Genomic DNA, 26,084 nt, shown 5'->3' on the forward strand with positions numbered 1-26,084 from the left:
CAGATATTGGATCGGCGTGCCTCTTTCTGGGCATCGAGTTGTCCGAAGATAATGCCAACAGGTGGCTCTGCAGCATCAAGGAGGGTGAAGGGAGCTGCTTCCCGACCGATCAAATGCCATGGATGGCATTTGCCGAGCGTCACATGGACGTGCTTGAAGCGTGTCGGGAAGCTGCCCCTTTACCCGACTCCTGCAAAAGCGACAGACAAACTTGTTCAATAAAAAAGCCGCTGAAAGCGGCTTTTTTTGTGGGTAATGCGACGCTCAGGCGGTGTCTTGTTTGAACAGGTGCACGTCCATCTGCGGGAAGGGGATGCCGATGTTGTTGGCGTCCAGTTCGTTCTTTATTTTTTCCAGCAGATCGAACTTCAGGTTCCAGTAGTCTTCGGCCCTGACCCAGGGGCGCACGATAAAGTCGACGGAAGACGCGCCCAGTTCGCTGACCGCGATGCGGCACTCTGGCTCTTTCAGTACCCGGGGCTCTTCACCGATGATGCGGGTCAGCACCTCTTTGGTCAGTTTGAGGTCGGCGCTGTAAGACACACCAATCACCAGATCGAGCCGGCGGGTCTTTTCCTTGGAGTAGTTGATGATGTTGTCGTTCAGGATCTTGGAGTTGGGCACCACTATCATGCGGTTGTCCGGCGTCATCAGTATGGTGGTGAAGATTTGTACCGAATGCACGGTACCGGCGGTTCCGCCCGCTTCCACGTAATCACCGGCCTTGAAAAAACGAAAGCCGATCAGTAGCACACCGGCGGCAAAGTTGGACAGCGAGCCCTGCAATGCCAGGCCCACGGCCAGACCGGCGGCACCCACAATGGCCACGAAAGAGGCGGTTTGCACGCCGACCCGACCGAGGGCGGCGATGATCACGAAGGCCAGCAGGCCGTACTTGAGCATGCTGGTGACAAAATCGGAGATGGTGTTGTCTACCTTGCGCGCCTTCATCACCCGGTTCATGCCGCCGGTAAGCATACCGACGGCCATAAAACCGATGATCAGGGTCAGCAGGGCGGCGGTGATGTTGACCGCATACTTGATCAGCAGCTCCTGATTGTTGCTGATCCAGCTATGAGCCTGGTTCAGTAGATCGGCGTTGAGAATCTCTGTGTCCATCAGTTTACCTCTGGGTGTTGCAGCGGGCAGCGCGAGTGCTTAACGCGCTACAGGGATCAGACAGCCATTGATGCCAGTTGCGGCTGCAACAGCTGCCAGTGACTGTCGAAGTGCTGGGTCGGTTTGGTACGGAACTGGCTGCGTACATACTGGTTGATACGTCCTTCTACATACGCCAGCAGCAGATTGGCCAGTACCTTCTCATCTTCGGCGAAGCCTTCACCTTCATACAGGCGACGTTCGCGCATCACCTGCTTGAGTTGGGTTTCCAGTCGTTCGAACAGCTGGTTGATACGGGCCAGCAGCCGCTCGTGTTCGCCTTGCAGGGCATCTCCGTTCAACAGCCGGGTAATGCCCGGATTGCGCTCACAAAAACCCAGCACCAGCTGCATGATGTAACGCAGACGCAGGGTGCTGTCTTTTTCATCCTGCAGGATCAGGTTGATGCGGGAGAACAGGGTCTCTTCGATAAAGTCGATGAGTCCCTCGAACATGCGGGCCTTGCTCGGAAAATGGCGGTACAGCGCCGCCTCCGACACGCCGACCTCGGCCGCCAGCTTGGCGGTGGTGATGCGTTGTCCCGGGCTGGTTTCCAGCATGTGGGCCAGCGACTGCAGTATCTGTTCCCGACGATTTTTTTTATTTTGAATATTGGCCATGGGCGAACTTAACTCGGTTAGTGGCGACCGGAAGAGCCAAAACCGCCTTCTCCCCGTTCGCTTTGGTCAAACTCGTCAACGAGCGTAAATTGAGCCTGCACGACCGGCAGGATCATCAGTTGCGCGATGCGCTCACCCGGCTGAACGGTAAAGTGTTCAGTACCACGGTTCCAGCAGGATACCATCAACTGTCCCTGGTAGTCAGAGTCGATCAGCCCCACCAGATTGCCCAATACGATGCCGTGCTTATGGCCCAGGCCGGAGCGGGGCAGTATGGTGGCACACAGACCGGGATCGCCAATATGAATGGCGATGCCGGTGGGCAGCAGTTTGGTTTCTCCCGGTGCCAGCTCGAGCGGCGCATCCAGGCAGGCGCGCAGATCCAGCCCGGCAGAGCCAGGTGTGGCGTAGGCGGGCAGCGGGAAGTCGGTGCCCACACGGGGGTCGAGAATTTTCAGCTCAATGGGTGTCATGATATTTTTCTGCAATTAAGGTGAGAAGGTGTCTGGCCAGTTCGGTTTTACCGGCCAGTGGTAGTTCGGTTTGCCCTGTGGGCCAGAATACGGTCAGCGCGTTGTCATCGCTGTTAAATCCCTGGCCGGCCATGGCCACATTGTTGGCCGCAATCATATCCAGCTTTTTACGGCTGAGCTTGTCCCGGGCGTATTTTTCCACATCCCGGGTTTCTGCGGCAAACCCGACGGTAAACGGCTTGTTCGGCAATGCGGCCACATTGGCGACAATATCCGGATTTTTGGTTAGTTCGATGACCATGGTATCGGCAGCAGTCTTCTTTATTTTATGGCTGGCTACCGTTTTGGGGGCATAGTCTGCCACGGCGGCGCAGGCGATAAAAATCTGCTGGGCGTCGATACCGGCCATCACCGCGGCGTGCATCTGGGCGGCACTTTCCACATCCAGCCGTTGCACGCCTTTCGGGGTGGCCAATGTTACCGGGCCGCTGACCAGGGTCACCTCGGCGCCCAGTTCGGCGGCGGCCTGGGCCAGGGCGAAGCCCATTTTGCCGGAGCTGTGGTTGGAGATAAACCGCACCGGATCCAGCGCCTCGCGGGTGGGGCCGGCGGTCAGCATCAGTTTGATACCGGCCAATGGCTGCGTCTTTGGCTGATATGCCGGCGCAAAGTGCCGCTCTATCAGCTCAACCAGTGCCATCGGCTCCAGCATGCGACCCGGGCCGACATCGCCACAGGCCTGGGCACCCTGAGCCGGGCCCCACACCAGGGTGTGGCGGCGTGCCAGGGTGGCCAGATTGTCCTGGGTGGCCGGGTGGCGATACATCTGCTGGTTCATGGCCGGGGCCACCGCCAGCGACGCGGGTGTGGCCAGACACAGGGTGGTGAGCAGATCGTCGGCCAGGCCGGCAGCCAGTCGGGCCAGGGTGTTGGCACTGGCGGGAGCAATCAGCACCAAATCGGCCCATTTGGCCAGTTCGATATGGCCCATGCCGGCCTCGGCCGCCGGATCGAGCAGCGCATCCGACACCGGCTCGCCCGACACCGCCTGCAGGGTGAGCGGCGTAATAAACGACTTGGCCGACTCGGTCATCACCACCCGTACCTCTGCATGGCGCTCCTTGAGTCGGCGCACCAGCTCGGCGCTTTTATAGGCCGCAATACCGCCGTTGAGGCCAACTAAAATACGTTTTCCCGTTAATGGCATCACTCTATTCCACAGGCTGACAGGGCGGCAAGATTACCATAAATGAGCGAATTGTGCGGCGGCAGGAGGGGGCTGAACTAGGCTTTAACGGGACAAGCGGGGCATGGGACAAGGAGGGAGCAATGAGCATCAAGGACTGGCCGCCGGGAGAGCGCCCGCGGGAAAAATTATTGAGTCGGGGGCCGCACAGCCTGTCGGATGCGGAGCTGCTGGCGATTTTTTTGCGTACCGGTGCCAGGGGCATGGATGCGGTGACCCTGGCTCATACCCTGATCCGCCAGTTTGGCTCCTTGCGTCAGCTGTTGCTGGCGGATCAACAGCGTTTTTGCGAAGGCCCCGGTCTGGGTCAGGCCAAGTTTGTGCAACTGCAGGCCAGTCTGGAGCTGATGCGGCGCTTTCTGGATGAAAAACTGGTGCGCGAGCATGCACTGACCAGCCCGGAGCTGACCCGGCAGTTTCTGCAGGCTCGGCTAAGGGACAGAGATCGGGAAGTGTTTGCGCTGCTGTTGCTCGATAACCAGCATAGGGTGATCGAATTTCATGAATTGTTTACTGGCACCCTGGATACGGCGGCGGTGTATCCGCGGGAAATCGTCTCGCTGGCGCTCAAACGGGGTGCTGCTGCGGTCATTTTGGTGCATAATCATCCATCCGGGGTAGCCGAGCCCAGCCGGGCCGATCGCATGATCACCGAACGTATTCAGTCCGCTTTGGGCTTGCTGGATATCCGCGTGCTGGATCATCTGGTTGTCGGTGATGGCGAAACCGTTTCTTTTGCCGAACGTGGCTGGCTTTAATGCCGGGCGTTTGGCTTTTTGTTGATCTCGAGCTCGGTATGCTGTATAAATTGCCGCCTTATTTTGCCCCGATAGACGGCCAACGGGGTGATTAATTGCTCGAGCAAAAGTAAGTTTTGGAGAAGACTGACATGTCTAAAGTATGCCAAGTAACTGGTAAGCGGCCAGCTGTTGGTAACAACCGCTCTCACGCCAACAACGCTACCAAGCGTCGTTTCCTGCCCAACCTGCAAACTCACCGTTTCTGGGTTGAAAGCGAGAAGCGTTTTGTAAAACTGCGTATCACCACCAAGGGTATGCGTATTATCGACAAAAAGGGTATCGACAGTGTCTTAGCTGACCTGCGCGCCCGTGGCGAAAAGGTTTAAGGAGATAACCAATGGCTAAAGGTATTCGCGAGAAGATCCGCCTGAACTCCAGCGCTGGTACTGGTCACTTCTACACCACTACCAAGAACAAGCGCAACATGCCCGAAAAAATGGAAATCAAAAAGTTTGATCCCGTTGTTCGTCAGCATGTGATCTACAAAGAAGGCAAAATCAAGTAAGATTTTGTGTTCTCAAAAAACCCGGCTTCGGCCGGGTTTTTTTATGCCCGCAAGCTGGGGGTATAATAGCGCCGAGTCGATGAGGAGAGTGTGAATGCCAGAGTTACCGGAAGTGGAAGTCAGCCGCCAGGGGATCTCGCCCTTTATGCTGGGTGAGACGGTGATGCGGGTGGTGGTGCGTAATGCCGGCCTGCGCTGGCCGATACCGGCCGAAATTCAGGAACTGGTGGGGCTGACCATTACCGGCATTCGGCGCCGGGCCAAGTACCTGTTGCTGGAGACCGACTGGGGCACCGCCATTCTGCATCTGGGCATGTCCGGAAACCTGCGGGTGCTGCCTCACGGCACGCCGGCGGGCAAGCACGATCACGTGGACATAGAGCTCGGCAACGGCAAGCTGCTGCGATTGAACGATCCGCGCCGTTTCGGCTGTTTGTTGTGGACCCGGGAGCCGGCAGAGCAGCATGCACTGCTGGTTAAACTGGGACCGGAGCCTCTGACCGATGCCTTTGACGGTGACTACCTGTACCAGCGTAGCCGCAAGCGCAAAACCGCCATCAAGCAGTTCATCATGGATAACCATGTGGTGGTCGGGGTCGGCAACATCTATGCCAACGAGTCGTTGTTTACCGCCGGACTTCATCCGCGGCACCCGGCCGGCGAGATTGATCGCGAGCGTTATCTGCTGCTGACGGCGGAGATCAAGAGCGTGCTGGCCCGGGCCATCGGCCAGGGCGGCACCACACTGAAAGACTTTACCGGCAGTGACGGCAAGCCCGGTTACTTCGTGCAGGAACTGCAGGTGTATGGCAAGGCCGGCCAGCCTTGCGGGAATTGCGGCGCCGAGCTGAGGGAGATACGGATGGGCGGTCGCAGTACTGTGTTCTGCCCGCTGTGCCAGCCTGAAAATACGTAAGGGGTAAGGGGTAAGGGGTAAGGGGTGAGGGGTGAGGAGAGTGAGGAGTGAGGAGTGAGGATTTTACACCTCCCCCCTTTCGCCTCACCCCTCACAGAGTTTACGCCAGCTTTTGGGCAATGGCCCTGGCCACGGCATTGGGTACAAACTGGCTGATATCGCCGCCGTGAATGGCCACTTCCTTCACCAGGGTGGAAGAGATAAAGGAATTCTCTTCCGCCGGGGTGAGGAAGACGCTTTCCAGCTCCGGCATCAGCCGCCGGTTCATGTTGGCGAGCTGAAATTCGTACTCGAAGTCGGACACCGCGCGTAGGCCGCGGATCAGCACGTTGGCCTGGTGCGTCTTGGCAAAATCCACCAGCAGGCCGGAAAATCCCACCACCTTGACGTTGCCCAGGCTGCGCGTGACCTCCTGCACCAGTGCGACCCGCTCTTCCAACTCAAACATGGGTCGCTTGCTGGGGCTGAAGGCTACCCCGACAATCACCTCGTTGAACAGCTGCGAGGCGCGCTCGATCAAATCCAGATGACCGTTGGTAATGGGGTCGAAGGTGCCGGGATAAATGACCCTGATGCTCATGTAGGTTCCTTATTAACAAAACGAAAGTCCGAAGGTTTAGGGTAGAATACCGCAGCATAACAGTCAGCGGGAGAGCGAGATGAAACGGGTATTGGTGGTGCGCAACGATAAAATCGGCGACTTTATGCTGGCCTGGCCGGCGCTGGCCATGCTCCGAGCATCGCTCGACTGTGAAATTACCGTCCTGGTGCCGGGCTATACCCAGCCGCTGGCCGAGCTGTGCCCCAGCACCGACCGGGTCATTCAGGACCCGGGCAAGGCGGCAGAACCCGCCGCCCAACGTGCTCTGCTAGAACAGCTGAAAGCCGGCAATTTTGATGCTGTTATCTGCCTGTTCTCTACTTTTCGTAACGCCAAGCTAATGTGGCAGGCGGGTATCCGTCAGCGCTGGGCACCGGCCACCAAGCTGGCCCAGCTGCTGTATAACCACAGGGTCACCCAACGTCGTTCTCAGTCTGCCAAACCGGAATATGAATACAACCTGGATCTGGTGCGGGCCTTCTTGCAGCACAACGGCCTACCCGCCATCGAGCCGGCGCCGCCCTATCTGCGTTTTGAAGCGGCGGAGCTGACAGGCTTCAGGCAGCAGCAGGCCAGCCAGCTGGGCATCGATGCCGCCCGTCCCTGGCTGCTGGTGCATGCGGGTAGCGGCGGTTCGGCCAATAATCTGTCTCCCGAGCAGTATGCCGGGCTGGTGCGCCAGTTACGACACTCGTTTCCGAGTGCGCAGCCGGTACTGACCGCCGGACCCGGCGAGCAGGCCCTGGCCCGGCAGGTGGTGGACGAGGTGGGTGAAGGCGCCGTGCTGGCCGGGGATTTATCGTTGCCGGACTTTTGTCGTCTCATTGCTTGCGGCAACCTCTTTGTGGCCGGCAGTACCGGCCCGCTGCACATTGCCGCCGCGCTGGACGTGCCGACGGTAGGCTTCTTTCCCCTACGCCGCTCGGCCACGCCACTGCGCTGGCGCCCGCTCAATAGCGAGGGGCGTCATCTGGCCTTTCACCCCCCCGCCGACGCCGAGGTAGAAGACATGAGTCAGGTCAATGTGACCGAGGTGGCCGCGGCCGTTACTCCCTGGGCCCGCGAGTTTCTGTCCTGATCCACAGGTCAGCATATTTGACGAAGGTGGAGTGAGCAGAGAGCAGACTGAGCAGCAGGCCCTGCTTGCCATCGAGAAAGCCGGCCTTGAGCAGATACATTTTCATGAAGCAGCCCACGCCGTGCAGCAGGCCCTGGCTCAGAGAGCCTTTTTTGCCTCTTTGCTGACGTTGTTCGGCCCAGGCGGCGGCATAGCCGGCCGACTTCACCAGATAATGCTGCAGATCACGATAGGTGTAGTGCAGCAAGTCGCCTTTGAGTTTCCTGGTTTTAATGCCTTTTTTCAGTGTGACTTTTTCGTGTACCAAGGCGTCGTTATAGCCGGTGAGTGCCTTGGGGTAGAGCCGTAGCACCCGGTCCGGGTACCAGCCGCAATGGCGTATAAAGCGGCCGAACACCCAGGACAGCCGTGCCACCGAGTACACCGTATTGGTGGTTGGCTTGGCCAGAATGGCTTCTATGCTGGTTTTAAGTTCGGGGGTGACGCGTTCGTCGGCATCTACCCACAGTATCCAGTCTGACTGCACATGGGCCTGGGCAATTTGTCGCTGTTTACCAAAGCCGGGCCAGTCGGCGTTGACGAAAAAGCGAGCCCCGGCGGCTTCGGCTACTTCACGGGTGGTATCGGTACTGCCCGAGTCCAGCACGACGATTTCGTCTACCCAGTCCAGGGTGGCCAGGCAGGCGGCCAGATTTTCTGCTTCGTTTTTAACGATCAGCACGGCGGCCAGGGTAGGGCGTGAGTTCATGATGGTTCCTGCAACAGATTGAAATCGTGGGTGATACGGTCGAATTGGGCCTCGACCATGGCGATGGTGATCCGCTGCATGGCATCCGGATCCTTGACCCGGGTGCGCCAGGGCACTTGCTCGGTGCTCTTGCCGGTTTCAGCCAGCAGCGCCTCGTCATAGACGCTGACCACATAGTCCCGGCAGCGATAGGGGCCGGTACGCCGGGGATTATGATGGGCATAGAGCCCCAGCACAGGGGTGTTCACCAGGGTGGCCATGTGGGTCGGTCCGGTGTCCGGCGCCACCACCAGGCGGGCGGCCTTGATCAGGGCCAGCAGCTGTGGCAGGCTGGTCTTTCCTACCAGGTTTTCGGCGATGTTATCCGTTAATTGACATATTTTAGCCGCCAAGTCGCGTTCTTGTTGTGCAGGGCTGCCGATCAGCATGACCTGCATGCCTTTACCGTGCGCATGATCGGCGAGGGCGGCGTAGCCTTCGGCGGTCCAGTTTTTATAGGCCTTGCTGGCGGCGGGGCAGATCAGCAGCAACGGCTGTCGCTCGGCATAGGCTGACGCCCACAGCTCTGCCTCGGCGGGTACCGGTAGCGCCCAGTGCGGTGTGAGGTCGGTCAGCCCCAATGCCTGACCAAAGCCCATGAAGCCGTCCACCACATGCTCGCCGGTGGCCGCCACCTTGTGATTGGTGAACAGCCACTGCCCGTCCTTGGCCCGCTCCCGTTCAAAGCCCAGCCGGTGGCGGGCACGGATGCCCAGACTGGCCAGGCTGGCGCGCAGGGCGGCCTGCATGTGCAGCAGCACATCAAACCTGCGCCCGCGCAGTTGTTTCCAGAGCGTCGCATAGGCACGCCAGCCGGCGCCTTTATCAAACACGATAATCTCGACATTTGGCACCAGTTGCAGCAAGTTGGCTTCGACTTTACCGGTAATCCAGGTAATGCGGGTTTGGGGCCATTGGCGTTGTATGGCCTGTACCAATGCGATGGCATGACAGCAGTCACCGATGGCGGACAAGCGCAGTAAACAAAGGGAAGCAGGGGCCGAGCCGAGCAATGCCATAGATGAAGTCTCCAGGATCTGAGTCCGGCATTATGCAAAGGCTGGCGGGCCATGTAAAATCTGTGTTTTCGTTGGGGGGACGGTAATGGAACGGATAGAGCACGGCTCGGAGATTATTTGGTATGACCCGGAATGTTTCGGCGCATTTAAGCGAGACTATTTTGAAATCGACTACTGGCGCGAACGAAACGCCATTCGTGGCAAGGCGGTAGGGCGTAACACCACCTGGTTTGTGGAAGACGAAATCGGTCACAAGGTGCTGCGTCATTATTACCGGGGCGGCATGATAGGGCGGGTAATGGAAGATACCTTTCTGCATGTCGCCGAGTCCAAAAGCCGGGCCATGGCCGAATTTACCGTGTTGGCCAAGCTTTACCGCCGTGGCTTGCCGGTTCCCCGGCCCTGCGCCGCCCGCATGGTGCGCTCCAATCTGGTCTACCGTGCCGACATTATCCTGACCCGAATCGAGAAATCCCGGGATCTGGTGGCCATTCTGCAGGAAAGAGCACTGGATAAGGCCGAATGGAAGAGTATCGGCAAGACCATTCGCCAGTTTCACGATGCGGGTCTCTATCATGCGGATCTGAACAGTCACAATATTCTGCTCGACGACAGCGGCAAGAGCTGGCTGATCGACTTCGATAAATGTCACTTTCGCCAGCCCGGCAGCTGGACCCGGGAAAACATGGACCGGCTGTTGCGTTCTTTCCGCAAGGAGCTGGGTCTGCACCCCGACTTCAACTGGCAGGAAGCGGACTGGCGTGCCTTGCTGAACGGTTATAGAGCCAGTTAATCTTTTGTAAATAAAAATAATAAGATTTTAAACCCGTCGAGCCATCGGTATGGCTCGGTTTTTTTATTCAGGAAGAAATGTGGCTTTTACGACATACAGACCAGATATAGATGGCTTGAGAGCCATTGCAGTATTAACGGTAATGATATTCCATTTCAATAGTCAGTGGTTGCCTGGTGGATTTATTGGGGTAGATATATTCTTTGTTATTTCAGGGTATATCATCACTCGAATCATCCATGCGGACATAATGAAGGACAATTTCTCTTTTTCGTTATTTTATGTAAAGCGAATCAAGCGAATATTACCTCTGTTTTATATTGTGTCGGTAACCACATTGCTGGTTTCATGGTTTTTACTTACACCGGAAGATCTGGTGATGCTAGCCGACAGCATACGTTATGCCAGTGTCTTTATTGCTAACGCCTACTTCGAAAAAAACTCTGGATACTTTGCACCAGCGGCTGACACCATACCGTTGTTGCATATGTGGTCTTTGTCTGTAGAAGAGCAGTTCTATTTCGCCTGGCCGCTACTGCTTTTTCTGTCAATGAAATATCTGTCCCCAGGGCATAGAAAGCTGTTTTTTATTACGTCGCTACTGGTTCTCATTGGCATTTCTGAGTATGCGGCAAGAGGTGCGGAAGCTTCAGCCTATTACCTGATCCAGAACCGGGGTAGTGAACTGCTGATTGGAGCCTTACTGAGCATGCTCATTCATGGCAAACAAGATGCTCTGTTCGCCCGAGAGTCTGCCTTGGCGATCGCGGGGTTGGTGGGTGCTCTGGTGTTACTCAGTCTATTTTTCTTGTTTGAAGAGGGGACTGTCTTTCCTGGCTTCAATGCTGCCCTGGTCTCTGTTGCCACGGCAATGGTGATCCTGAACGGTGAGCTTAGAAAAGGCGTCTTATATCGTTTGTTGAGTACTCGAATATTGGCACTTATCGGTAGGCTGTCTTTTTCACTTTATCTTTGGCACTGGCCGGTGCTGGTGCTTTATCGCTACTACTTCAATAGTATCGATGCTGTGGGCTATGCCGCCTGTGCCTTTCTGACCTTTCTGCTCGCATTTCTCTCTTGGCGATACTTCGAAAAGCCACTTAGATATCTGAACGTTCAGAAAAAGTGGGTGTTTATCGGTTATTTTATTCTGCCGGTCTTGGTGTTGGTGATGATCGCCAAAGACATCAAGCGGCACCATGGTTATGACGATCGAATGCCGGAGCAGGCGCGTCATCTTTACGATATCTCCGTATCTAGCTTCGACGATATCACCAAGGAGGTATCGGCTGATGGCCGCTATCGTCCCTTCGAGTTGGTGCCGATAGGTGATGAACATCTGCTACCGAAGGCGCCGAAGGCATTGCTGTGGGGGGATTCTCATGCGGGGCATTTTCGTCCTTTTGTTGAAGAGCTAGGACTCAAAAACGGTTTTTACAGCCTCTACGGCGGAGCGGGAGGCTGCCCGCCTTTTATCGGTGTGGATCTGATCAAGCATGGCCGACCCGAGGCGGAGTGTACCGATACGAACAACCAGGTTTTCGAAGTAATAAAAAATTCGGATGCCACGCTGGTGTTTCTTGCCGGGCGCTGGGCCATGTATGCGGAGACTACTCGATCGGAGGGAGAAAAGGGTAGTCATGTTTTTCTTGGTGATAGTAGTGACTATTCAGAATCTCTGGAAAATAGTCGTCGAGCGTTCCGCAAGGGTATGGAGGCTACGATTCAACAGCTTATTGCCAATAATAAGCAACCGGTGTTGTTCGAGCAGGTACCTTCCTATCCTTTTTCTCCCAGTAATTGCTTGATTAAAAAGGCTACTTACTCATGGATGAAGAATGAGATCTGTGATGTCCATATGGAATATGTCACCAAGCGACAGGCTTATGCCAATGCCGTGATTATGGAGCTCGAGAAAAAATATCCTACGTTGATGGTGATCCGTGTCAACGATAAAATTTGCAAAGATGGCTGGTGCAAAAGCGAGCTGAGAGGAGTGCCACTCTATATGGATAATGATCATATTAATGATAGCGGCAGCCGTTTACTATTTGATCGTTATCAGCATAGTGTTCAATATCAGCAGCTACAAAAACTTATCAGGCCATAAATACGACGGGTGGAGGCTGACCTCCACCCGATTAAAAAAAACGCATTATCTTATTGATACTTTCGGCAATTGCCCCTCGGTTTCTTTCGACCACGCTCTTCGCATTCGTACCTATACGGATACAACGTTCACTATCTTCAAAGAGGTTTTCCAGTGTTGTAGCCAGCGAATGGCAATCACCGACGGTGATCAGGCCATCGTTGCTATTGAGTTGCTGATAAATATCGTTGAAGTTGAATACCGAAGGGCCGCTTAATATCGGTTTACCAAGGACAGCTGGCTCCAGCAGGTTGTGGCCACCGCGTTCGATCAGGCTGCCGCCGACAAAAGCAACATCGGCCGCCGACAGCATGACGGGGAGTTCGCCCATGGTATCGCCCAGATAAACCTGAATGTTATGGAGCTCGTTACTGTCTGTACGGCGGCTCAAGCTGAAGCCTTGCTGGGTGATCAGCTCTGCGACTTGCTCGAAGCGTTGAGGGTGGCGGGGTACGAGGATCAGCAGAGCCTGTGGATGGCTTTGCAGCAGTCCCCTATGAGCGGCGAGCAGCTGTTCGTCTTCGCCTTCGTGGGTCGAGGCGGCAATCCACACCGGACGTTGTGCGCCCAGTTGCTCTCTCAGCGCTTTCCCTTGGCGGCGAACCTCGTCGTCGTAGTCGATATCGAACTTGATGGATCCCGTCACGCTCAGTTTGTCACGGGATAATCCCAAGTCTGCAAAGCGATCGGCATCATCCCGATGCTGACAGGCTATATGGCTGATATTCGCCAATAACAGCCGGAATATGCCGTGAAAGCGTTTATATCTCTCGGCAGATCGGGCCGATAGCCGGGCGTTGAGTACCATCACCGGTAGCTGTTTTCGTCCGCAGGCTGCCAGCCAGTTGGGCCAGAGCTCGGTTTCCATTATCAGCAAAACCCGGGGATTAATCCGTAGTAAAAACAGCGCCACCGCCCAGGGGAAGTCGAGGGGGGCGTAGCGATGTTCTATCAGTTCGCCCAATTTGGCGGCCTGGTCGGCGCCGGTACGGGTAGTGGTGGTAACCAGAATGGGCAGCTCCGGGTGCTCCGCCTTGATGGCCTTGATAAGCGGAGTGGCGGCGACCATTTCTCCAACACTGACCGCATGCAGCCAGACCGGATTTTGCTGTCTGGGTACCGGTACCAGTCCCAGATGCTCCGTCCAGCGGGCCCCAAAGCCCGTCTTGCCTTGCTTGGGCCAGTACAGCAGCCCTAATAACAGGGGGCTGAGCAGATGAATGAGCAGGTTATATATAAAGCGATATATCATGAGGTTACCGGTGGCTAGCGGTGATATGGTCCGGGCCGATTAGCTGCCGAATGGCGACCAGCACTTTCTCCGCGGGTAGCTCTTTCAGGCACTTCAGGTGACCAAGTGGACATTCCCGTTTGAAGCAGGGACGGCATTCGATATCGGTATGCACTATGGCTACCTTTTCTGCCAGTGGCGGCGTGTATTTGGGCGACGTGGAGCCGTATATACCCACCAGCGGCCGTTGCAGCGCGGCGGCGATATGCATCAGGCCGGAATCGTTGGAGATCACCACAGAGCTTAGCGCCATTAAATCGATGGCCTGATGCAGCGAGGTCTTTCCCGCCAGAATGTGGCATTTTTCCTGCAAACTATGTGGTAAATGATGCTTGATGGCTTCGGCAACCGGAATATCCTTGGCCGAGCCGAAAATCCACACTTGTTTGCCCTGTTCGATCTGATCTTTGGCTACTTCGGCATAGTGCTGCTCCGGCCAGCGCTTGGACGGCCCGAACTCGGCACCGGGGCACAGGCTGACAATCGGGCTGTCGGTATCGAGAGCAAGCTCATCGAGGGCATGCTGCTGATTGACACTATCAACCTCCAGTACGGGCCAAGGTAGGGCGGGAATGTGATGCTGGTTTTGCATGTCCGCTTTGGGGTGGGCAAGCGCGACATAGCGTTCGACCATTAGCGGGAAATCGCTTTTATTGCTGCGCAGATCGTTCAGCAGCCCGTAACGGGACTCGCCTTTCCAGCCGGTGCGTTTCTTGATGCCGGCGAACAGCGGGATCAGCGCCGATTTCATCGAGTTGGGCTGTACTATGGCCCAGTCATAGCCTTCGCTGGCCAGTTGCCGGCCGAGGCGGAAGCGGGCGGTGAGATTGAAGTCACCGTGTCCCAGCGGCATCACTATGGCCTTGTCCACTTCGGGCATCCGCTCCAGCAGGGTACAGCACCAGGCCGGCGCCATCACATGGATCTCGGCATTCGGGTGTTGCTGCTTCAGGGTGATATATAGGCTATGTGACATCACCATGTCCCCGACCCATGAAGGGCCTATGACTAATAGTTTCATCATCTTTTATCTATCCGGACCAAGGTTCATATAATATCATAAACGGCAGTTTTTACCGTTCTATCGCGATGTGCAGTATTATCTTCGGATAAGCATTCTCAGTAATCGCCCCTCAGTTACTTTAAACGCTCTTTTTAATCTTTTTTTATCCATGGGCTTGCCTGCCAGCCCGGTGGCATATTTCCAATCATCCAGATCATATTCCAAGGCAATATTTCCGCGTTTGTAGAAGCGATCGGTGACATCAAGCCCCATCTTATTTGGTTCACAAATAATCAGGTTGTTGGTGATAAATTTTTCCCAAAATTCAGGACCCAGATTAGCATCATCACCCGCCTTGGTGTTGATGGGCAACTTTTGATCCATTAACTTTGATATCCAATGTAGACATAAAAACTGTTCAGTTGCAGGGTGGCGAGATTTATAACCCGGCTTCTTTCTGAAATAGAGCTCAGGCACTAGAGAGTCATGCCAGATTTTTAGTAGATCCTGTGTTTCACCAAAATCAAACAAATCACTCTTGTGAAAGTAAACGGGCTGACCAATATGCGAAGATATAAAAAAGGTGCTGCTAGTAACAATGCGGTTATCTAAATATGTGAATTCGGAGTCTCTGGGTGCAGAGGAAAACTGCTCGAATAATTCAACAAAACCACGACCGTTGATAATGTTGTCTGTTCTGACTTTAGTAGCATAACGAGTATTAACAGCTCTGAGACCCTGGTGGCTACTATAGAGTTGCCTGTTGTTATTAAGCTTTTTTTCTTCACCATCATTAAAAATACTGTTTTGACCTGGATCATCAAGCAATATTAACTTGTCGACATCCAGGTCAGCTGTATCTTGCCCTTTCCAGGTTGACAGGATAATTTCTGAACCAGGAAATAACTGCCTTATGGAGGCGATATTTTTTTCTGTAACGCCTTCTTTTTGAATGCGGTCCTTGCTCGCCGAAACTGGTCCTTGCAGAACGAAAGATATATCTTTATTGTCAATTTTCATATGGATCGCAACGCTGCAAAAACTCGGAATACTCAGTTGGAATGCCGCAAAAAATCACCTCGTTACGGTCAATCCGATGATAGTTAACTTTCAAATCTTTTTTGATGAGATAATTGTATAGTGGGGCGATGTAAAGTTCCCCCTGTTCCCATTCAACTTGTGGCTTTGATAAGTAATTACTATATGCTTCTAGGTAATGTGATTTCTCAGTAAAATGATATAATCCCGTACTGCATAAGTCAGATATAGGTTTTTTCTCGGCTGTTTCAATTACTTCTGTACCATCATTCTGTTTAGGTTTAGCAAATGACCAGTTATCACCACTGCCTTGAAAAACCTCCAGATAACCAGCTCCCACATTCGCTACCAGAGGGAAAATAAAGTTTGGTCTGAATGTATCAATGTTAAAGATAGTGATTTCATTCTTGTAATCAATCCCTTGCTCGGACAAGCCTGCCAGCCCCAAAGCAACGGTTTCAGCCTGCCCTCGAGTTTCCTGATCCAGTGCCACGATATAAAATTCTTTGATGCCCATTTTTTTTGCGGACTGACTGACGAACGCAGCGGTATCAAAAACATCTCGCACAATAAATAAAAAAGGCTTGCTGTTGAAATAAGCACTAAAGCTATTTACCGAGTGATCAAAAAGCGTTTTGCCATGAGCTTCAAGCATATACTTAGGTTTTGTGTAGCCGGCTTTGAAGAAGCGCGAGCTTATTCCTGCCATTGGAATAACAATCATTGTTTAAGCCTTGTGAGAATTTGATGAAGTCTGAATGCGTTTGCGAACAATGCTTGCTGACGTTTAGGATCGTCCGCATGCAGAGGTAACATGGACAAAAAAAGTTGAATTTGCATTGCATAAAGATGGTTGGCACTCAGGCCAAAGTTGTGCTCAATCAGCTCTATAAATTTCTGTTGCAGCTCTTTATGAGCAGTAGGCTCAGCAATGGATAAAGAAATTTTGTTATCATCTATGTCTACCTGATAATACCCAGCAATGATCCAGTCATACATACCCAGTACAGAATGGCTAAGCTTAGCTATATCATAATGAATGTCACCATACAGCGTTTCTGTCATGTCTGGAGTCATACCACGTGGATCGATAGCTTTTATCTTACCTGCACGAAAGTCATAAAGAATATTGCTGAAACAGAAGTCGCCATGTAATACGGATGCATGTGAGCTATGAGGAGGTAAGTTATCAATACTATCTTGTAGCAATTTTTTTAATGCTACGGATGGAGCGCCGTTGAATGACCAGTCACTTGAAAGTGTTATATCATAACTTAGGAGGTACTCATTTAGTCTTTGTGCCGTTTTTGTACCAAACAAGTCATCCAGCGTATTTCGATCAATACCTTCAGGAGCAGGAAATTCACGACATGAGATCAGAAAGTCGATACAGTTTTTTAAAATAGGGAGCCAGCTAGAGCTGGGCAGTCTGGCAAAAACAAAGAGTTCGTTGAGAGCAGTATGATGTAAATATTCAAGGCGATAAGAAACTTTACCATCACTTGCAGAATCGCTACCAAGAAACTGCGGGATGTAGCCGCGTAAAGGATACGGAAGCGTGGCAAACCAATGGGCTTCTGCTGCTATTTTATGATTGTGCAAGCTGGATTTTTCTATCCAGTGTGGCGTGATAGTTAGTTCGTTGAAGGCTCGCTGTGTGGTAAATTTGGCTTTCGAACGGTAGTAAGTATTTACATGTCCAAAGTCCAGCCAACCCAGAGATTCTACAGGTGTTAGCCCCACAGCCTGATGATAACGGTTCAAGCCGTGGATGAAGTTCCACTCACTTTGAGTTATGCATTTCAGAATGGTTTTAGGCTGACTGAATTTAAAGTAACCATCGATAATCCGTGTAGTTTCTCTGGCATTCTGTGTTTGATGATCTTTTAACCATTCACCGCAGTCATCCGTCAGTACAGCCCAATTGTAACCGTATCTTGCTTGCGAAATACTGACCACATCATCTCCGGTAGGTAATTTTTGGAATAAAGTATCACCATAGAGCACATGTAGTGGTTTATCGAGTGGATGACCACTGATATTAACAGCCGCTACTAAAGATGCACCCAGACTTAAGCCATCAGGAGTAAGAATAACCTCGACATTATGCTTATCTAACCAAGCTTGGTCGATTGAAGATATTTCAAATGACTCTGGAAGAGAAAGATAAACCTGCAGCTCAGGGGAGGCTAACGCGACTTGATGCTGGAACAAGCGCCGGTTTCCCAAAGGTAAAAAACTGGGTGGTATGCGCCCAAATTCAGACTCTAATTCCTGGCCGACATAAGCACCCGACATGATTAGAAACATACGTTTTCTTTCTCAAGCAGTTGATGAATCTCTTCTAATGTCATTGAAGCGAATTCGGAAGGGCGAATGGATCTGTCATCGATATAAAAACCTTCATGCCCACACCAGGGTTTTCCCACCAAAACTTCATCGTAGGGAACCGCATGCTTGTCTAACCATTCTGTAATGATGGGTAGGGTATGGATATTGATTTTACCAACGTTACCTTCATAAGTACGCATGTTGCGTGCAGTAGCGATGACAATTTCAAATCCGTTAGATTTATATTGACGAAGTTGCTCAATGACATCTTCTCTGGGAAGTACATTCTTGTAATCTGAAGTATTGGCTTGAGTAAGAGTGCCATCTAAATCAACAATCAGTCTTTTCATTTTAAATACCCATCATATCTAGTGATATACGCCAGTTATTTTTCTTTCTGTTTCACCAGGTCTTCTGGATTAATATGAGTCCACTTTGATCTGGGGCGATCCAGGTACTGAAAGTGTTCATTGGTAAAGCTACCCTGAATACAGACATATTTACGATCTTCTGTATGGATGTCGTTTCTATCGCTGAGCAGTTTGTCTAATACACTAGGTCCTGTTGAGTGGTAAACACCCATAGAAGGTTCGTAATGTTCAATGTTATATAGCACATTTTCAATTGCTTTCTCCAGATCATTGTTTTTTGGTGCTGAAGCAATGAAATAGTTGGTAAAGCGAGTGTTGCTATCTATTTTTATATAAATGGCTTTATCTTCTTCACCGATCAGTTTGTCCAACGGCCATACCAAAGTTGCATCTATATCCATATAGACACCACCTTCAAGGTTTAAAACGACTAATCGCCATAAATCAGCTTGTGCAGCACCATTAGTGAGTCTCATATAGGCATCATAGACTTCTTTCTGCGCGTTTTTTTGTAGATATTCACCGCGAGCTTCGGTGCTGACATAGCGATAGTCACAGTCAAGAGACATTAAACGGTTGAACAGGTAGTTTATGTATACCGGTAAGGTACATTTGTTGGTGAAATTGGTTTGCCAAATAGTACGAGGAATCGCACTTCGGGTGGATAGATTTAACTTTGCGGGGGAATATTCAGGAATCGTAAAACGAAACTTTGGTAATATAAAGTGAAAGGGATAAGCAAGCAGCTTGAAAATGTTACCTATTAATCTAATCGAGCGGTTAGCAATAAGCATCGGAAATTTTTTCATGATAAATCCTGTAGTTAGGAAATATACCGCCCATCAAAGATGCGGTGTAAGTAATAGCATATCGATTTCTTTAAAAAAATTGATCATTGCTAATGTTCCCAGCGGATATTGTTTTTTATTGTTTTAGCTGGGGTGCCTGCAACAATGGCTTTTTCTTCTACATCCTTGGTGACGATAGCACCAAACGCGATAATGCTGCCATCGCTGATTCTGACTCCTTTGAGTACGGATGCATTGGCGGCGACCCACACATTATTACCGATGTGGATATCCTGAGGATGATTCAATATCTCACCGGTATCGACATCAAATATGGGATGGCCATCATAGGTCATCACACTGATATTACGAGAAAACATGCAGTGCTCACCAATGGTAAGCTGGGTCTTTTCTCCCTTGGCGGAAAGATAAGCCCCACCAATATCTGTACCCTTTCCGATACGAATGAGGCAGTTATTACCGACTATCTCTAAAGTGCTGAAGCTGATATTTGCACCGTTCTCAACTTCTACTGTATTGTTTTCACCCCTGATACTGATGACGCAACGCCGGAACTTCCCATTACCAAGCACCACGAGACGGTTACCCTTACCTGATAGTTTTATCTTGTTCCATATCAGATAAGAGTCGGGGCCAGTAAATAGATCACTGCCTTTTTTCTTTATGATATTCAGTAGTCTTAATGTCAGCTTGTTAAGCATGAAGTTGTTCCAATGACTCGGCGAGAAGCTATTTATTTTTCCTGAAAACATAATTCCCCCTTATCTTCCGCCACAGGCCGAACACGTCGGTGCGGGGGAAGATGGCGATGCGGCGGATCTGGTAGGGATCTTCGTGCATGGCCAGGGGGCCGCTGTCGGTGGCTACCGCGAAGGGGTAGTCCAGTTGTTGAGCTAACGCCTTGCTGTCCTGGTTATGACTGCCGAACGGGTAGGCGAACGAAGCCAGCTTCTGACCAAGCAGTTGCTCCAATTGTGCCTTGTTTTCGGCAACTTCTTGGCGTTGGGCGTCTTTATCCAGGGTGTTCAGGTGAGGGTGGGTCAGGGTGTGGCCACCAAATTCCACCAGACCCGAGTCGGCCATTTCTTTTATCTGCGCCGGACTCATCAGCTCGACCCGCTTTTCCGGGTTGGCCGGGTTTTCCACATCCCAGCGGTTGAACTGTTCGCCGGTGACCATGTAAATCACCGCCTTGAAGCCGTACTTTTTCAGCAATGGAAACAGCAGTTTGTAGTTGTCTTTGTAGCCATCATCGACGGTGATGATGATGTATTTCTTGCCAGACTCAAGCCGGCTGGCCATGCCCTGCTCGGCCAGATCGGCGAAGGTCAGGGTTTCATAGCCTAATCGTTTGAGTAGTTTGAAGTGCTTTTCCAGCATATTGACGTGCATGTAGGTGCCATGTACGCCTTTTTCGCGGTCATCCTCGATGAAGCGGTGATACATGATGATGGGCACTTCCCGACCCAGCCGGTGTACATATACCGACTGGTAATGCTGTTCCAGCTCATCAGCCACGGCGTTCAGATCATAGCTTGCCTTGACCTGTAGGGCCAGACCGGAGGCGTCGTAATCTGCCTTCAGGGCATCGGTAATTCGGGCGGGCAGGGCAGTGAAGTCGATATCCAGATCTTTAGGCCCTATGTCGCCGAAATTGCTCGCCATGGCAGCGTCGATGTTGTTCGGCGTCACCAAACCGACAGCGTCGGCCTCGCCGATGGCAAACACCGGGCGCTGCATCAGGATGGACTCCATGGCCACCCGACCGGCGCCGATCACCAGATCGGAGCTTGCCATCAGACCCGGCACATCCTGCACATAACCCAGAAAATTCACCTGATCGCGAAAACGTTCAAAGCGCTCGGGAACATCGGAGCCGGAGGCGATCTGTACCCGGTATGTTTCCAGGTCCAGGCACTCGTCCAGCAGCCGGTAGCACAGCTCGCCCTTGGGGCCGGTGAGCCGACCTATGATGCTGATCACCGGCTGGTCGTTTATCGGCGTCGGTACGGTCCGATACTGGCTGGTATCGATACCGTTTCGGCCGATGGCAATCAGCTCGGGTGAAACCCCCAGGCTGCCGATCAGCTGATCCCGCACCGCCTCGCACACCGCCAGTGCCCGGTCGCCGAGGGCATGGAACTTTTTGCGTGAGGCATGTACCGGCTGGCGGCCATGTACAGTAGTGATCATGGGAGTACCGGTGAGCTTGCAGGCAACATGGCAGCTCCAGCCGGAGGCTCGACTGTGAGCATGCACCAGCTGGATGCGGTGTTTTTTGATCAGATAGATCAGATAACCCACATGCCAGAACCGGCGCGGTATGCTGCGCTTGTTGAAACGCAGTTTGAAATACTCACCCTGGTGCGGCTTGGTCAGAGTGTCGGACACATAACTGACCTTGTGTCCGCGCCGGCTGAGTTCGTCGCCCACGGTTGTGGCATAGACTTCCGCCCCGGTGACTTCCAGCTGGGACAGCGCCATCAATATATTCATGGAATCTTCCGTTTCGGACCGACGGTTACTTATTCAGCCACGCCATGTATTCACTGGTACCTTCTGCCACTGTCTTGAACTTGTGCGGGTAACCGGCGGCACGCAGCTTGGTGAGGTCGGCCTGGGTAAAGCTCTGGTAGCGACCCTTCAACTGTTCGGGGAAGGGGATGTATTCTATCTGGCCCTTGCCGTGGTGCTTGATCACCGCCTCGGCCACGTTCTGGAAGGGTTCGGCCTGGCCGGTACCGCAGTTGAAGATGCCGGAGACGCCCGGATTCTGCCAGAACCACAGGTTGACCTGGCAGACATCGCTGACATAGATGAAGTCGCGCATCTGACCGCCGTTGGGGAAACCGTCACAACCTTCGAACAGTTTGGGGTTTTCGCCCTTGTGCAGCTGGGTATTGAGGTGGAAGGCCACACTCGACATGCCGCCCTTGTGCTGCTCGCGCGGGCCGTAGACGTTGAAATACTTGAGGCCCACTACCTGAGAGTTGATCTCGGGCATCAGCTGGCGCACGTACTGGTCGAACAGCTGCTTGGAGTAGCCGTAAACGTTGAGCGGCTGCTCGTACTGCGGCTCTTCGATGAAGTTGTCGTTGCGCCCGCCGTAGGTGGCGGCGGAAGAGGCATAAATGAAGGGGATTTCCCGCTCCAGGCAGTAGTGCAGCAAGTCTTTGGAATATTGATAGTTGTTTTCCATCATGAACTTGCCGTCCCACTCGGTGGTGGCCGAGCAGGCGCCTTCATGAAAGATCACTTCGATGCCGCCCCATTCCTCGAACTCGTCACCGGAAAAAATGCGCTGAATGAATTCGTCCTTGTCCAGGTAATCGGCGATGGTCAGATCGACCAGGTTGACGAACTTGGTGCCGTCGGTGAGGTCGTCGACGACCACGACGTCGGTGCGCCCCTGGTCGTTCAGGGTTTTTACCAGATTACTGCCGATAAAGCCGGCGCCGCCAGTCACAATGATCATCGCTTTCTGCCTCTTGCTGGCCGGAACCTGTCCGGCTGAACGAAGTAAAGTAAAGTCGAAGTTTACCATGCTTGCCCGGCAGAAAACTAACCCGTCGGCCTGTGTTACTATTCAGTGATGGTATTGAGCATTTGGTTAACAGGATGAAAACCAAGGATCGTATAGTCGCCGCCGCCCTGTTGTTGTTTAACGAGCAGGGGGAGTCGAATGTGACCACCAATCATATTGCCGCTCACCTGGGCATCAGTCCCGGTAATCTCTATTACCACTTTCGCAACAAGAACGACATTATTGGCCGCATTTTTCTGCAATATGCCGATCATCTACGTAAAAGCTTCACTCCCGTGACCGGACCGGCCAATGCCAGTTCCAGCGTCTGGTTTCATTATCTGGACGCGGTGTTCTACGTGATGTGGGAGTTCCGTTTTTTCTATGCCAACCTCAACGATATTCTGCACCGGGATCCCGAGCTGCATCGACAGTATCTGCTGGTGCAGCAGGAGCTGGCAGAGAATCTGCAGGCGCTGTTGCGTGAGTTGAATGCCCAGCAGGTACTGGTGATTCCCGATGAAGAAATCGCCCCGCTGAGTGAAATTCTGAGAATGGTGGTGTCGTTCTGGGTCAGCTATCAGTCGGCCCAGTCGCTGACGCCGCATATCAGCCAGGCGGTGCTTTATCAGGGAGTGGCGCGGGTGCTGTTGCTGCTCAAGCCCTACTTTCATCCGGAGAAAGGACTCGAACTGGCAACCTTGTCGGCACATTATCAGGCATTAGCGTCTCAACCCAGTGATCCCTTTCACAAATAGGATAAAGTTTGGAATATGTTATGAGACTTGGGTGTTTAGGTAGTAAAATGATCTGAATTAAACCCAGATAGCCAGATTGATAGCGGGAGTTCACTATGTCATCGGCATTTTATGCTTATTTATCCGAGCAATTAGCACAAACCAAAGCAGAGGGGCTCTACAAGCAGGAGCGAGTGATCACCTCGGCCCAGAGTGCCGCCATCGAGGTGGGCAAACAGGAGGTGATCAACTTCTGCGCCAACAACTATCTGGGCCTGGCCAACCATCCCGAGCTGGTCGAGGCGGCCAAGCAGGGGCTGGACAGCCACGGCTTCGGTATGGCCTCGGTGCGTTTCATCTGCGGTACCCAGGATCTGCACAAACAGCTGGAAGCCGAGCTGTCCGCCTTTCTGGGCATGGAAGACACCATTCTTTATACCTCCTGTTTCGATGCCAATGCAGGTCTGTTCGAAACTCTGTTGGGCCCGGACGATGCCATCATCTCCGACGCCCTCAACCATGCCTCCATCATCGACGGCGTGCGTCTGTGCAAGGCCAAACGCTACCGCTATGCCAACAACGACATGGTCGAGCTGGAAGCCCGGTTGCAGCAGGCGGACGCCGACGGCGCGCGTTTCAAACTGATTGCCACCGACGGTGTCTTCTCGATGGATGGCGTTATCGCCAACCTCGAGGCCATCTGTGATCTGGCCGACAAATACAATGCCATGGTGATGGTGGACGACTCCCATGCGGTCGGCTTCGTCGGCGAGCAGGGCCGGGGCACCCCGGAATTCTGCGGGGTGATGGACCGGGTCGATATTATCACCGGCACCCTGGGCAAGGCCCTGGGTGGTGCCTCCGGCGGCTATACCTCGGGCAAGAAGGAAGTGATCGACTGGTTGCGCCAGCGCTCACGGCCTTACCTGTTCTCCAACTCGGTGGCGCCGGCCATCGTCGCCGCCTCCATCAAGGTGCTGGAAATGCTGAAGAACGGCGATAGCCTGCGCAACAAGGTGCGGGAAAACAGTGCCTACTTCCGTGAGCAAATGAGCGCCGCCGGCTTCACCCTGGCGGGCCAGGATCACGCCATTATTCCGGTGATGCTGGGCGATGCCGCCCTGGCGGCACAGATGTCCGACCAGCTGCTGGAGCGCGGAATCTATGTGATCGGCTTCTCCTTCCCGGTCGTGCCCAAGGGTCAGGCCCGTATTCGTACCCAGATGTCGGCGGCCCACAGCCGCGAACAGCTGGACAAGGCCATTGCCGCCTTTACCGAGGTCGGCCGCGAGCTGGGCATCATTTAAGGAGAGCAGTTTCATGAAAGCACTGGCAAAACTGAAAGCAGAACCCGGCATCTGGATGACCGACGTGCCCGCGCCCGAACTGGGCCATAACGATCTGCTGATCAAGATCCGCAAGACCGCCATCTGCGGCACCGACATTCATATCTATAACTGGGACGAATGGTCCCGGAACACCATACCGGTGCCCATGGTGGTCGGCCACGAATACGTGGGCGAAGTAGTGGCGGTGGGCCAGGAAGTGCGCGGCTTTGCGGTCGGTGACCGGGTGTCCGGTGAAGGCCATATCACCTGTGGCCATTGCCGTAACTGTCGGGCCGGACGCACCCACCTGTGCCGCAACACCGTAGGCGTGGGCGTCAACCGTGAAGGGGCCTTTGCCGAGTATCTGGTGATTCCGGCCTTCAACGCCTTCAAGCTGCCCGACGAAGTCTCCGACGATCTGGCCTCCATCTTCGACCCTTTCGGCAATGCGGTACACACGGCACTGTCGTTCGATCTGGTGGGTGAAGATGTGCTGATCACCGGCGCTGGCCCCATCGGCATCATGGCGGCGGCCGTGGCCCGTCATGTGGGTGCCCGTCATGTGGTGATCACCGACATCAACGAATACCGGCTGGAGCTGGCGCGCAAGATGGGCGTGACCCGGGCCGTTAATGTGGCCACCGACAAACTGGATACCGTGATGGCCGAGCTGGGCATGACCGAAGGCTTTGATGTGGGTCTGGAAATGTCCGGGGTGCCGGTGGCGTTCAACGACATGCTGGACAAGATGAACCACGGCGGCAAAATCGCCATGCTGGGTATTCCTCCGTCCGACATGGCGATTGACTGGACCCAGGTGATTTTCAAGGGGCTGGTGCTGAAGGGCATCTACGGCCGGGAAATGTTCGAAACCTGGTACAAGATGGCCAGTCTGATCCAGTCCGGTCTGGATCTGAGCCCCATCATAACCCATCATTTCAAGGTCGACGACTTCCAGCAGGGCTTCGACACCATGCGTTCCGGCCAGTCCGGCAAAGTCATTCTCGACTGGACCTAAGGTTCCGCTCCGGGGATGGGCGCCATACCGGCGCTCATCCTCGATATTCCTCCAGATATTCTTCCCCCCTCAATCCTTTATATCAGCCTGCACCCTGATCTTCGATAATTCGACCTGGGGTTGGTTGCACATTCATACCAACCTGTAAAATTAATTGGTTTGTTTAGCTGCCCTTTAAAGGTCGAACGAAGGGTCAACTCCGCCGACACGCTGAACCGCATCCCTGCGACGCTCAGCACATGACGTCCTGTCATGTGATGGTCGCTGGAGTAGAACCCTTCATCCGCCCCTCTGCTGCGGAGCCGCCTGTTGCCTCTTCTTGAACACCGAGTGGTCCGCAGGCATCTCCTATAGACGACGCCGATGCATCAGGGAGGACAAAGGGATCTGCTCCGCCAACCTTCTGTTTCATGGATGAAACAGAGAGCGTACAAGGAGGTATTCATAGCGAGTTGGCGGAGCGGGCGCTTTGGCCGAAGTATCGCATCTG

Annotated in this window: 27 protein-coding genes; 10 read left to right on the forward strand and 17 right to left on the reverse strand. The window is 53.3% G+C overall.

Annotated features, from left to right (window positions below; genetic code table 11):
• Positions 1–264: 264 nt before the first annotated feature.
• Genes mscS through coaBC form a run of 4 tightly spaced genes read right to left on the reverse strand, consistent with a single transcriptional unit; the run spans position 265 to position 3,458 of the window.
• A complete protein-coding gene (gene mscS / locus Q0753_RS12770; protein WP_298721591.1) occupies positions 265–1,119 on the reverse strand; it encodes a small-conductance mechanosensitive channel MscS in 855 nt (284 codons plus the stop codon).
• Between the two features lie 56 nt (positions 1,120–1,175).
• On the reverse strand, positions 1,176–1,778 hold the full coding sequence (gene slmA / locus Q0753_RS12775; protein ID WP_298721594.1) for a nucleoid occlusion factor SlmA: 603 nt from the start codon (positions 1,776–1,778) through the stop codon (positions 1,176–1,178).
• A 17-nt stretch (positions 1,779–1,795) separates the two neighbouring features.
• Positions 1,796–2,254, reverse strand: a complete 459-nt coding sequence (gene dut / locus Q0753_RS12780) for a dUTP diphosphatase (protein WP_298721838.1) — start codon at positions 2,252–2,254, stop codon at positions 1,796–1,798.
• On the reverse strand, positions 2,238–3,458 hold the full coding sequence (gene coaBC, locus Q0753_RS12785) for a bifunctional phosphopantothenoylcysteine decarboxylase/phosphopantothenate--cysteine ligase CoaBC (protein WP_298721598.1): 1,221 nt from the start codon (positions 3,456–3,458) through the stop codon (positions 2,238–2,240). Before coaBC ends, dut begins: the two co-directional genes overlap by 17 nt.
• 122 nt (positions 3,459–3,580) lie before the next feature.
• Here coaBC and radC point away from each other — a divergent pair, with 122 nt between their 5' ends.
• The 4 genes from radC to mutM all read left to right on the forward strand — a co-directional run bounded on the left by radC (position 3,581) and on the right by mutM (position 5,718).
• Entirely contained in the window at positions 3,581–4,255 is a 675-nt protein-coding gene (gene radC / locus Q0753_RS12790; RefSeq protein ID WP_298721601.1) for a DNA repair protein RadC, read from the forward strand.
• Between the two features lie 131 nt (positions 4,256–4,386).
• Positions 4,387–4,623, forward strand: coding sequence for a 50S ribosomal protein L28 (gene rpmB / locus Q0753_RS12795; protein ID WP_014291125.1), 237 nt, complete (start codon positions 4,387–4,389; stop codon positions 4,621–4,623).
• An 11-nt stretch (positions 4,624–4,634) separates the two neighbouring features.
• Positions 4,635–4,802 (forward strand): 50S ribosomal protein L33, encoded by a 168-nt coding sequence (rpmG, locus tag Q0753_RS12800; protein WP_071472289.1) that lies wholly within the window; start codon positions 4,635–4,637, stop codon positions 4,800–4,802.
• A gap of 94 nt (positions 4,803–4,896) precedes the next feature.
• Positions 4,897–5,718, forward strand: a complete 822-nt coding sequence (gene mutM, locus Q0753_RS12805; RefSeq protein WP_298721638.1) for a bifunctional DNA-formamidopyrimidine glycosylase/DNA-(apurinic or apyrimidinic site) lyase — start codon at positions 4,897–4,899, stop codon at positions 5,716–5,718.
• Positions 5,719–5,818: 100 nt separating this feature from the next.
• Here the strand turns inward: mutM and coaD are convergent, their stop codons facing one another.
• Positions 5,819–6,298 (reverse strand): pantetheine-phosphate adenylyltransferase, encoded by a 480-nt coding sequence (coaD, locus tag Q0753_RS12810; RefSeq protein ID WP_298721641.1) that lies wholly within the window; start codon positions 6,296–6,298, stop codon positions 5,819–5,821.
• Between the two features lie 79 nt (positions 6,299–6,377).
• On the opposite strand from coaD, the gene Q0753_RS12815 reads away from it, so the two are divergent.
• Complete coding sequence (locus Q0753_RS12815; RefSeq protein ID WP_298721644.1) at positions 6,378–7,397, forward strand: glycosyltransferase family 9 protein; 1,020 nt, start codon at positions 6,378–6,380, stop codon at positions 7,395–7,397.
• On the opposite strand, the gene Q0753_RS12820 is transcribed toward Q0753_RS12815, so the two are convergent.
• Together Q0753_RS12820 and Q0753_RS12825 are read right to left on the reverse strand one after the other, a co-directional pair.
• Positions 7,366–8,145, reverse strand: coding sequence for a glycosyltransferase family 2 protein (locus Q0753_RS12820; protein ID WP_298721647.1), 780 nt, complete (start codon positions 8,143–8,145; stop codon positions 7,366–7,368). The genes Q0753_RS12815 and Q0753_RS12820 overlap by 32 nt on opposite strands.
• Positions 8,142–9,203, reverse strand: coding sequence for a glycosyltransferase family 9 protein (locus Q0753_RS12825; RefSeq protein WP_298721650.1), 1,062 nt, complete (start codon positions 9,201–9,203; stop codon positions 8,142–8,144). The genes Q0753_RS12820 and Q0753_RS12825 overlap by 4 nt, the downstream gene beginning before the upstream one ends.
• Before the next feature lie 85 nt (positions 9,204–9,288).
• Here Q0753_RS12825 and Q0753_RS12830 point away from each other — a divergent pair, with 85 nt between their 5' ends.
• Both Q0753_RS12830 and Q0753_RS12835 read left to right on the forward strand, forming a co-directional pair.
• A complete protein-coding gene (locus tag Q0753_RS12830) occupies positions 9,289–9,996 on the forward strand; it encodes a 3-deoxy-D-manno-octulosonic acid kinase (RefSeq protein WP_298721653.1) in 708 nt (235 codons plus the stop codon).
• 79 nt (positions 9,997–10,075) lie between these two features.
• The gene (locus Q0753_RS12835; protein ID WP_298721655.1) at positions 10,076–12,106 is read left to right on the forward strand and encodes an acyltransferase family protein; all 2,031 of its coding nucleotides are present in this window, start codon (positions 10,076–10,078) and stop codon (positions 12,104–12,106) included.
• A gap of 31 nt (positions 12,107–12,137) precedes the next feature.
• On the opposite strand, the gene waaA is transcribed toward Q0753_RS12835, so the two are convergent.
• The 10 genes from waaA to rfaD all read right to left on the reverse strand — a co-directional run bounded on the left by waaA (position 12,138) and on the right by rfaD (position 22,463).
• Positions 12,138–13,397, reverse strand: coding sequence for a lipid IV(A) 3-deoxy-D-manno-octulosonic acid transferase (waaA, locus tag Q0753_RS12840; protein ID WP_298721658.1), 1,260 nt, complete (start codon positions 13,395–13,397; stop codon positions 12,138–12,140).
• Between the two features lie 4 nt (positions 13,398–13,401).
• On the reverse strand, positions 13,402–14,457 hold the full coding sequence (gene waaF / locus Q0753_RS12845) for a lipopolysaccharide heptosyltransferase II (protein ID WP_298721841.1): 1,056 nt from the start codon (positions 14,455–14,457) through the stop codon (positions 13,402–13,404).
• A 78-nt stretch (positions 14,458–14,535) separates the two neighbouring features.
• Positions 14,536–15,459: a WavE lipopolysaccharide synthesis family protein gene (locus Q0753_RS12850; RefSeq protein WP_298721661.1), complete on the reverse strand. Its 924-nt coding sequence runs from the start codon at positions 15,457–15,459 to the stop codon at positions 14,536–14,538.
• A complete protein-coding gene (locus Q0753_RS12855) occupies positions 15,449–16,201 on the reverse strand; it encodes a glycosyltransferase family 2 protein (protein WP_298721664.1) in 753 nt (250 codons plus the stop codon). Before Q0753_RS12855 ends, Q0753_RS12850 begins: the two co-directional genes overlap by 11 nt.
• A complete protein-coding gene (locus tag Q0753_RS12860; RefSeq protein WP_298721667.1) occupies positions 16,198–17,787 on the reverse strand; it encodes a hypothetical protein in 1,590 nt (529 codons plus the stop codon). Before Q0753_RS12860 ends, Q0753_RS12855 begins: the two co-directional genes overlap by 4 nt.
• The gene (locus Q0753_RS12865) at positions 17,778–18,158 is read right to left on the reverse strand and encodes an HAD-IIIC family phosphatase (RefSeq protein ID WP_298721670.1); all 381 of its coding nucleotides are present in this window, start codon (positions 18,156–18,158) and stop codon (positions 17,778–17,780) included. Before Q0753_RS12865 ends, Q0753_RS12860 begins: the two co-directional genes overlap by 10 nt.
• A 35-nt stretch (positions 18,159–18,193) precedes the next feature.
• Positions 18,194–18,988: a glycosyltransferase family 32 protein gene (locus tag Q0753_RS12870; protein WP_298721673.1), complete on the reverse strand. Its 795-nt coding sequence runs from the start codon at positions 18,986–18,988 to the stop codon at positions 18,194–18,196.
• 89 nt (positions 18,989–19,077) lie between these two features.
• Entirely contained in the window at positions 19,078–19,689 is a 612-nt protein-coding gene (locus tag Q0753_RS12875; protein ID WP_298721678.1) for an acyltransferase, read from the reverse strand.
• 28 nt (positions 19,690–19,717) lie between these two features.
• Complete coding sequence (locus Q0753_RS12880; RefSeq protein WP_298721682.1) at positions 19,718–21,484, reverse strand: polysaccharide deacetylase family protein; 1,767 nt, start codon at positions 21,482–21,484, stop codon at positions 19,718–19,720.
• 25 nt (positions 21,485–21,509) lie between these two features.
• Entirely contained in the window at positions 21,510–22,463 is a 954-nt protein-coding gene (rfaD, locus tag Q0753_RS12885) for an ADP-glyceromanno-heptose 6-epimerase (protein ID WP_298721688.1), read from the reverse strand.
• A 143-nt stretch (positions 22,464–22,606) separates the two neighbouring features.
• Between rfaD and Q0753_RS12890 the strand changes: the two genes are divergently transcribed.
• The 3 genes from Q0753_RS12890 (at position 22,607) to tdh (ending at position 25,594) form a co-directional block, all read left to right on the forward strand.
• Positions 22,607–23,269, forward strand: coding sequence for a TetR/AcrR family transcriptional regulator (locus Q0753_RS12890; protein WP_298721691.1), 663 nt, complete (start codon positions 22,607–22,609; stop codon positions 23,267–23,269).
• 95 nt (positions 23,270–23,364) lie between these two features.
• Positions 23,365–24,555, forward strand: a complete 1,191-nt coding sequence (locus Q0753_RS12895; protein WP_298721694.1) for a glycine C-acetyltransferase — start codon at positions 23,365–23,367, stop codon at positions 24,553–24,555.
• Positions 24,556–24,568: 13 nt separating this feature from the next.
• A complete protein-coding gene (tdh, locus tag Q0753_RS12900) occupies positions 24,569–25,594 on the forward strand; it encodes an L-threonine 3-dehydrogenase (protein ID WP_298721699.1) in 1,026 nt (341 codons plus the stop codon).
• The last annotated feature ends 490 nt before the right edge of the window (positions 25,595–26,084 follow it).

This window comes from uncultured Oceanisphaera sp. (assembly GCF_947495715.1).
GTDB classification, from domain to species: Bacteria; Pseudomonadota; Gammaproteobacteria; order Enterobacterales; family Aeromonadaceae; genus Oceanimonas; species Oceanimonas sediminis.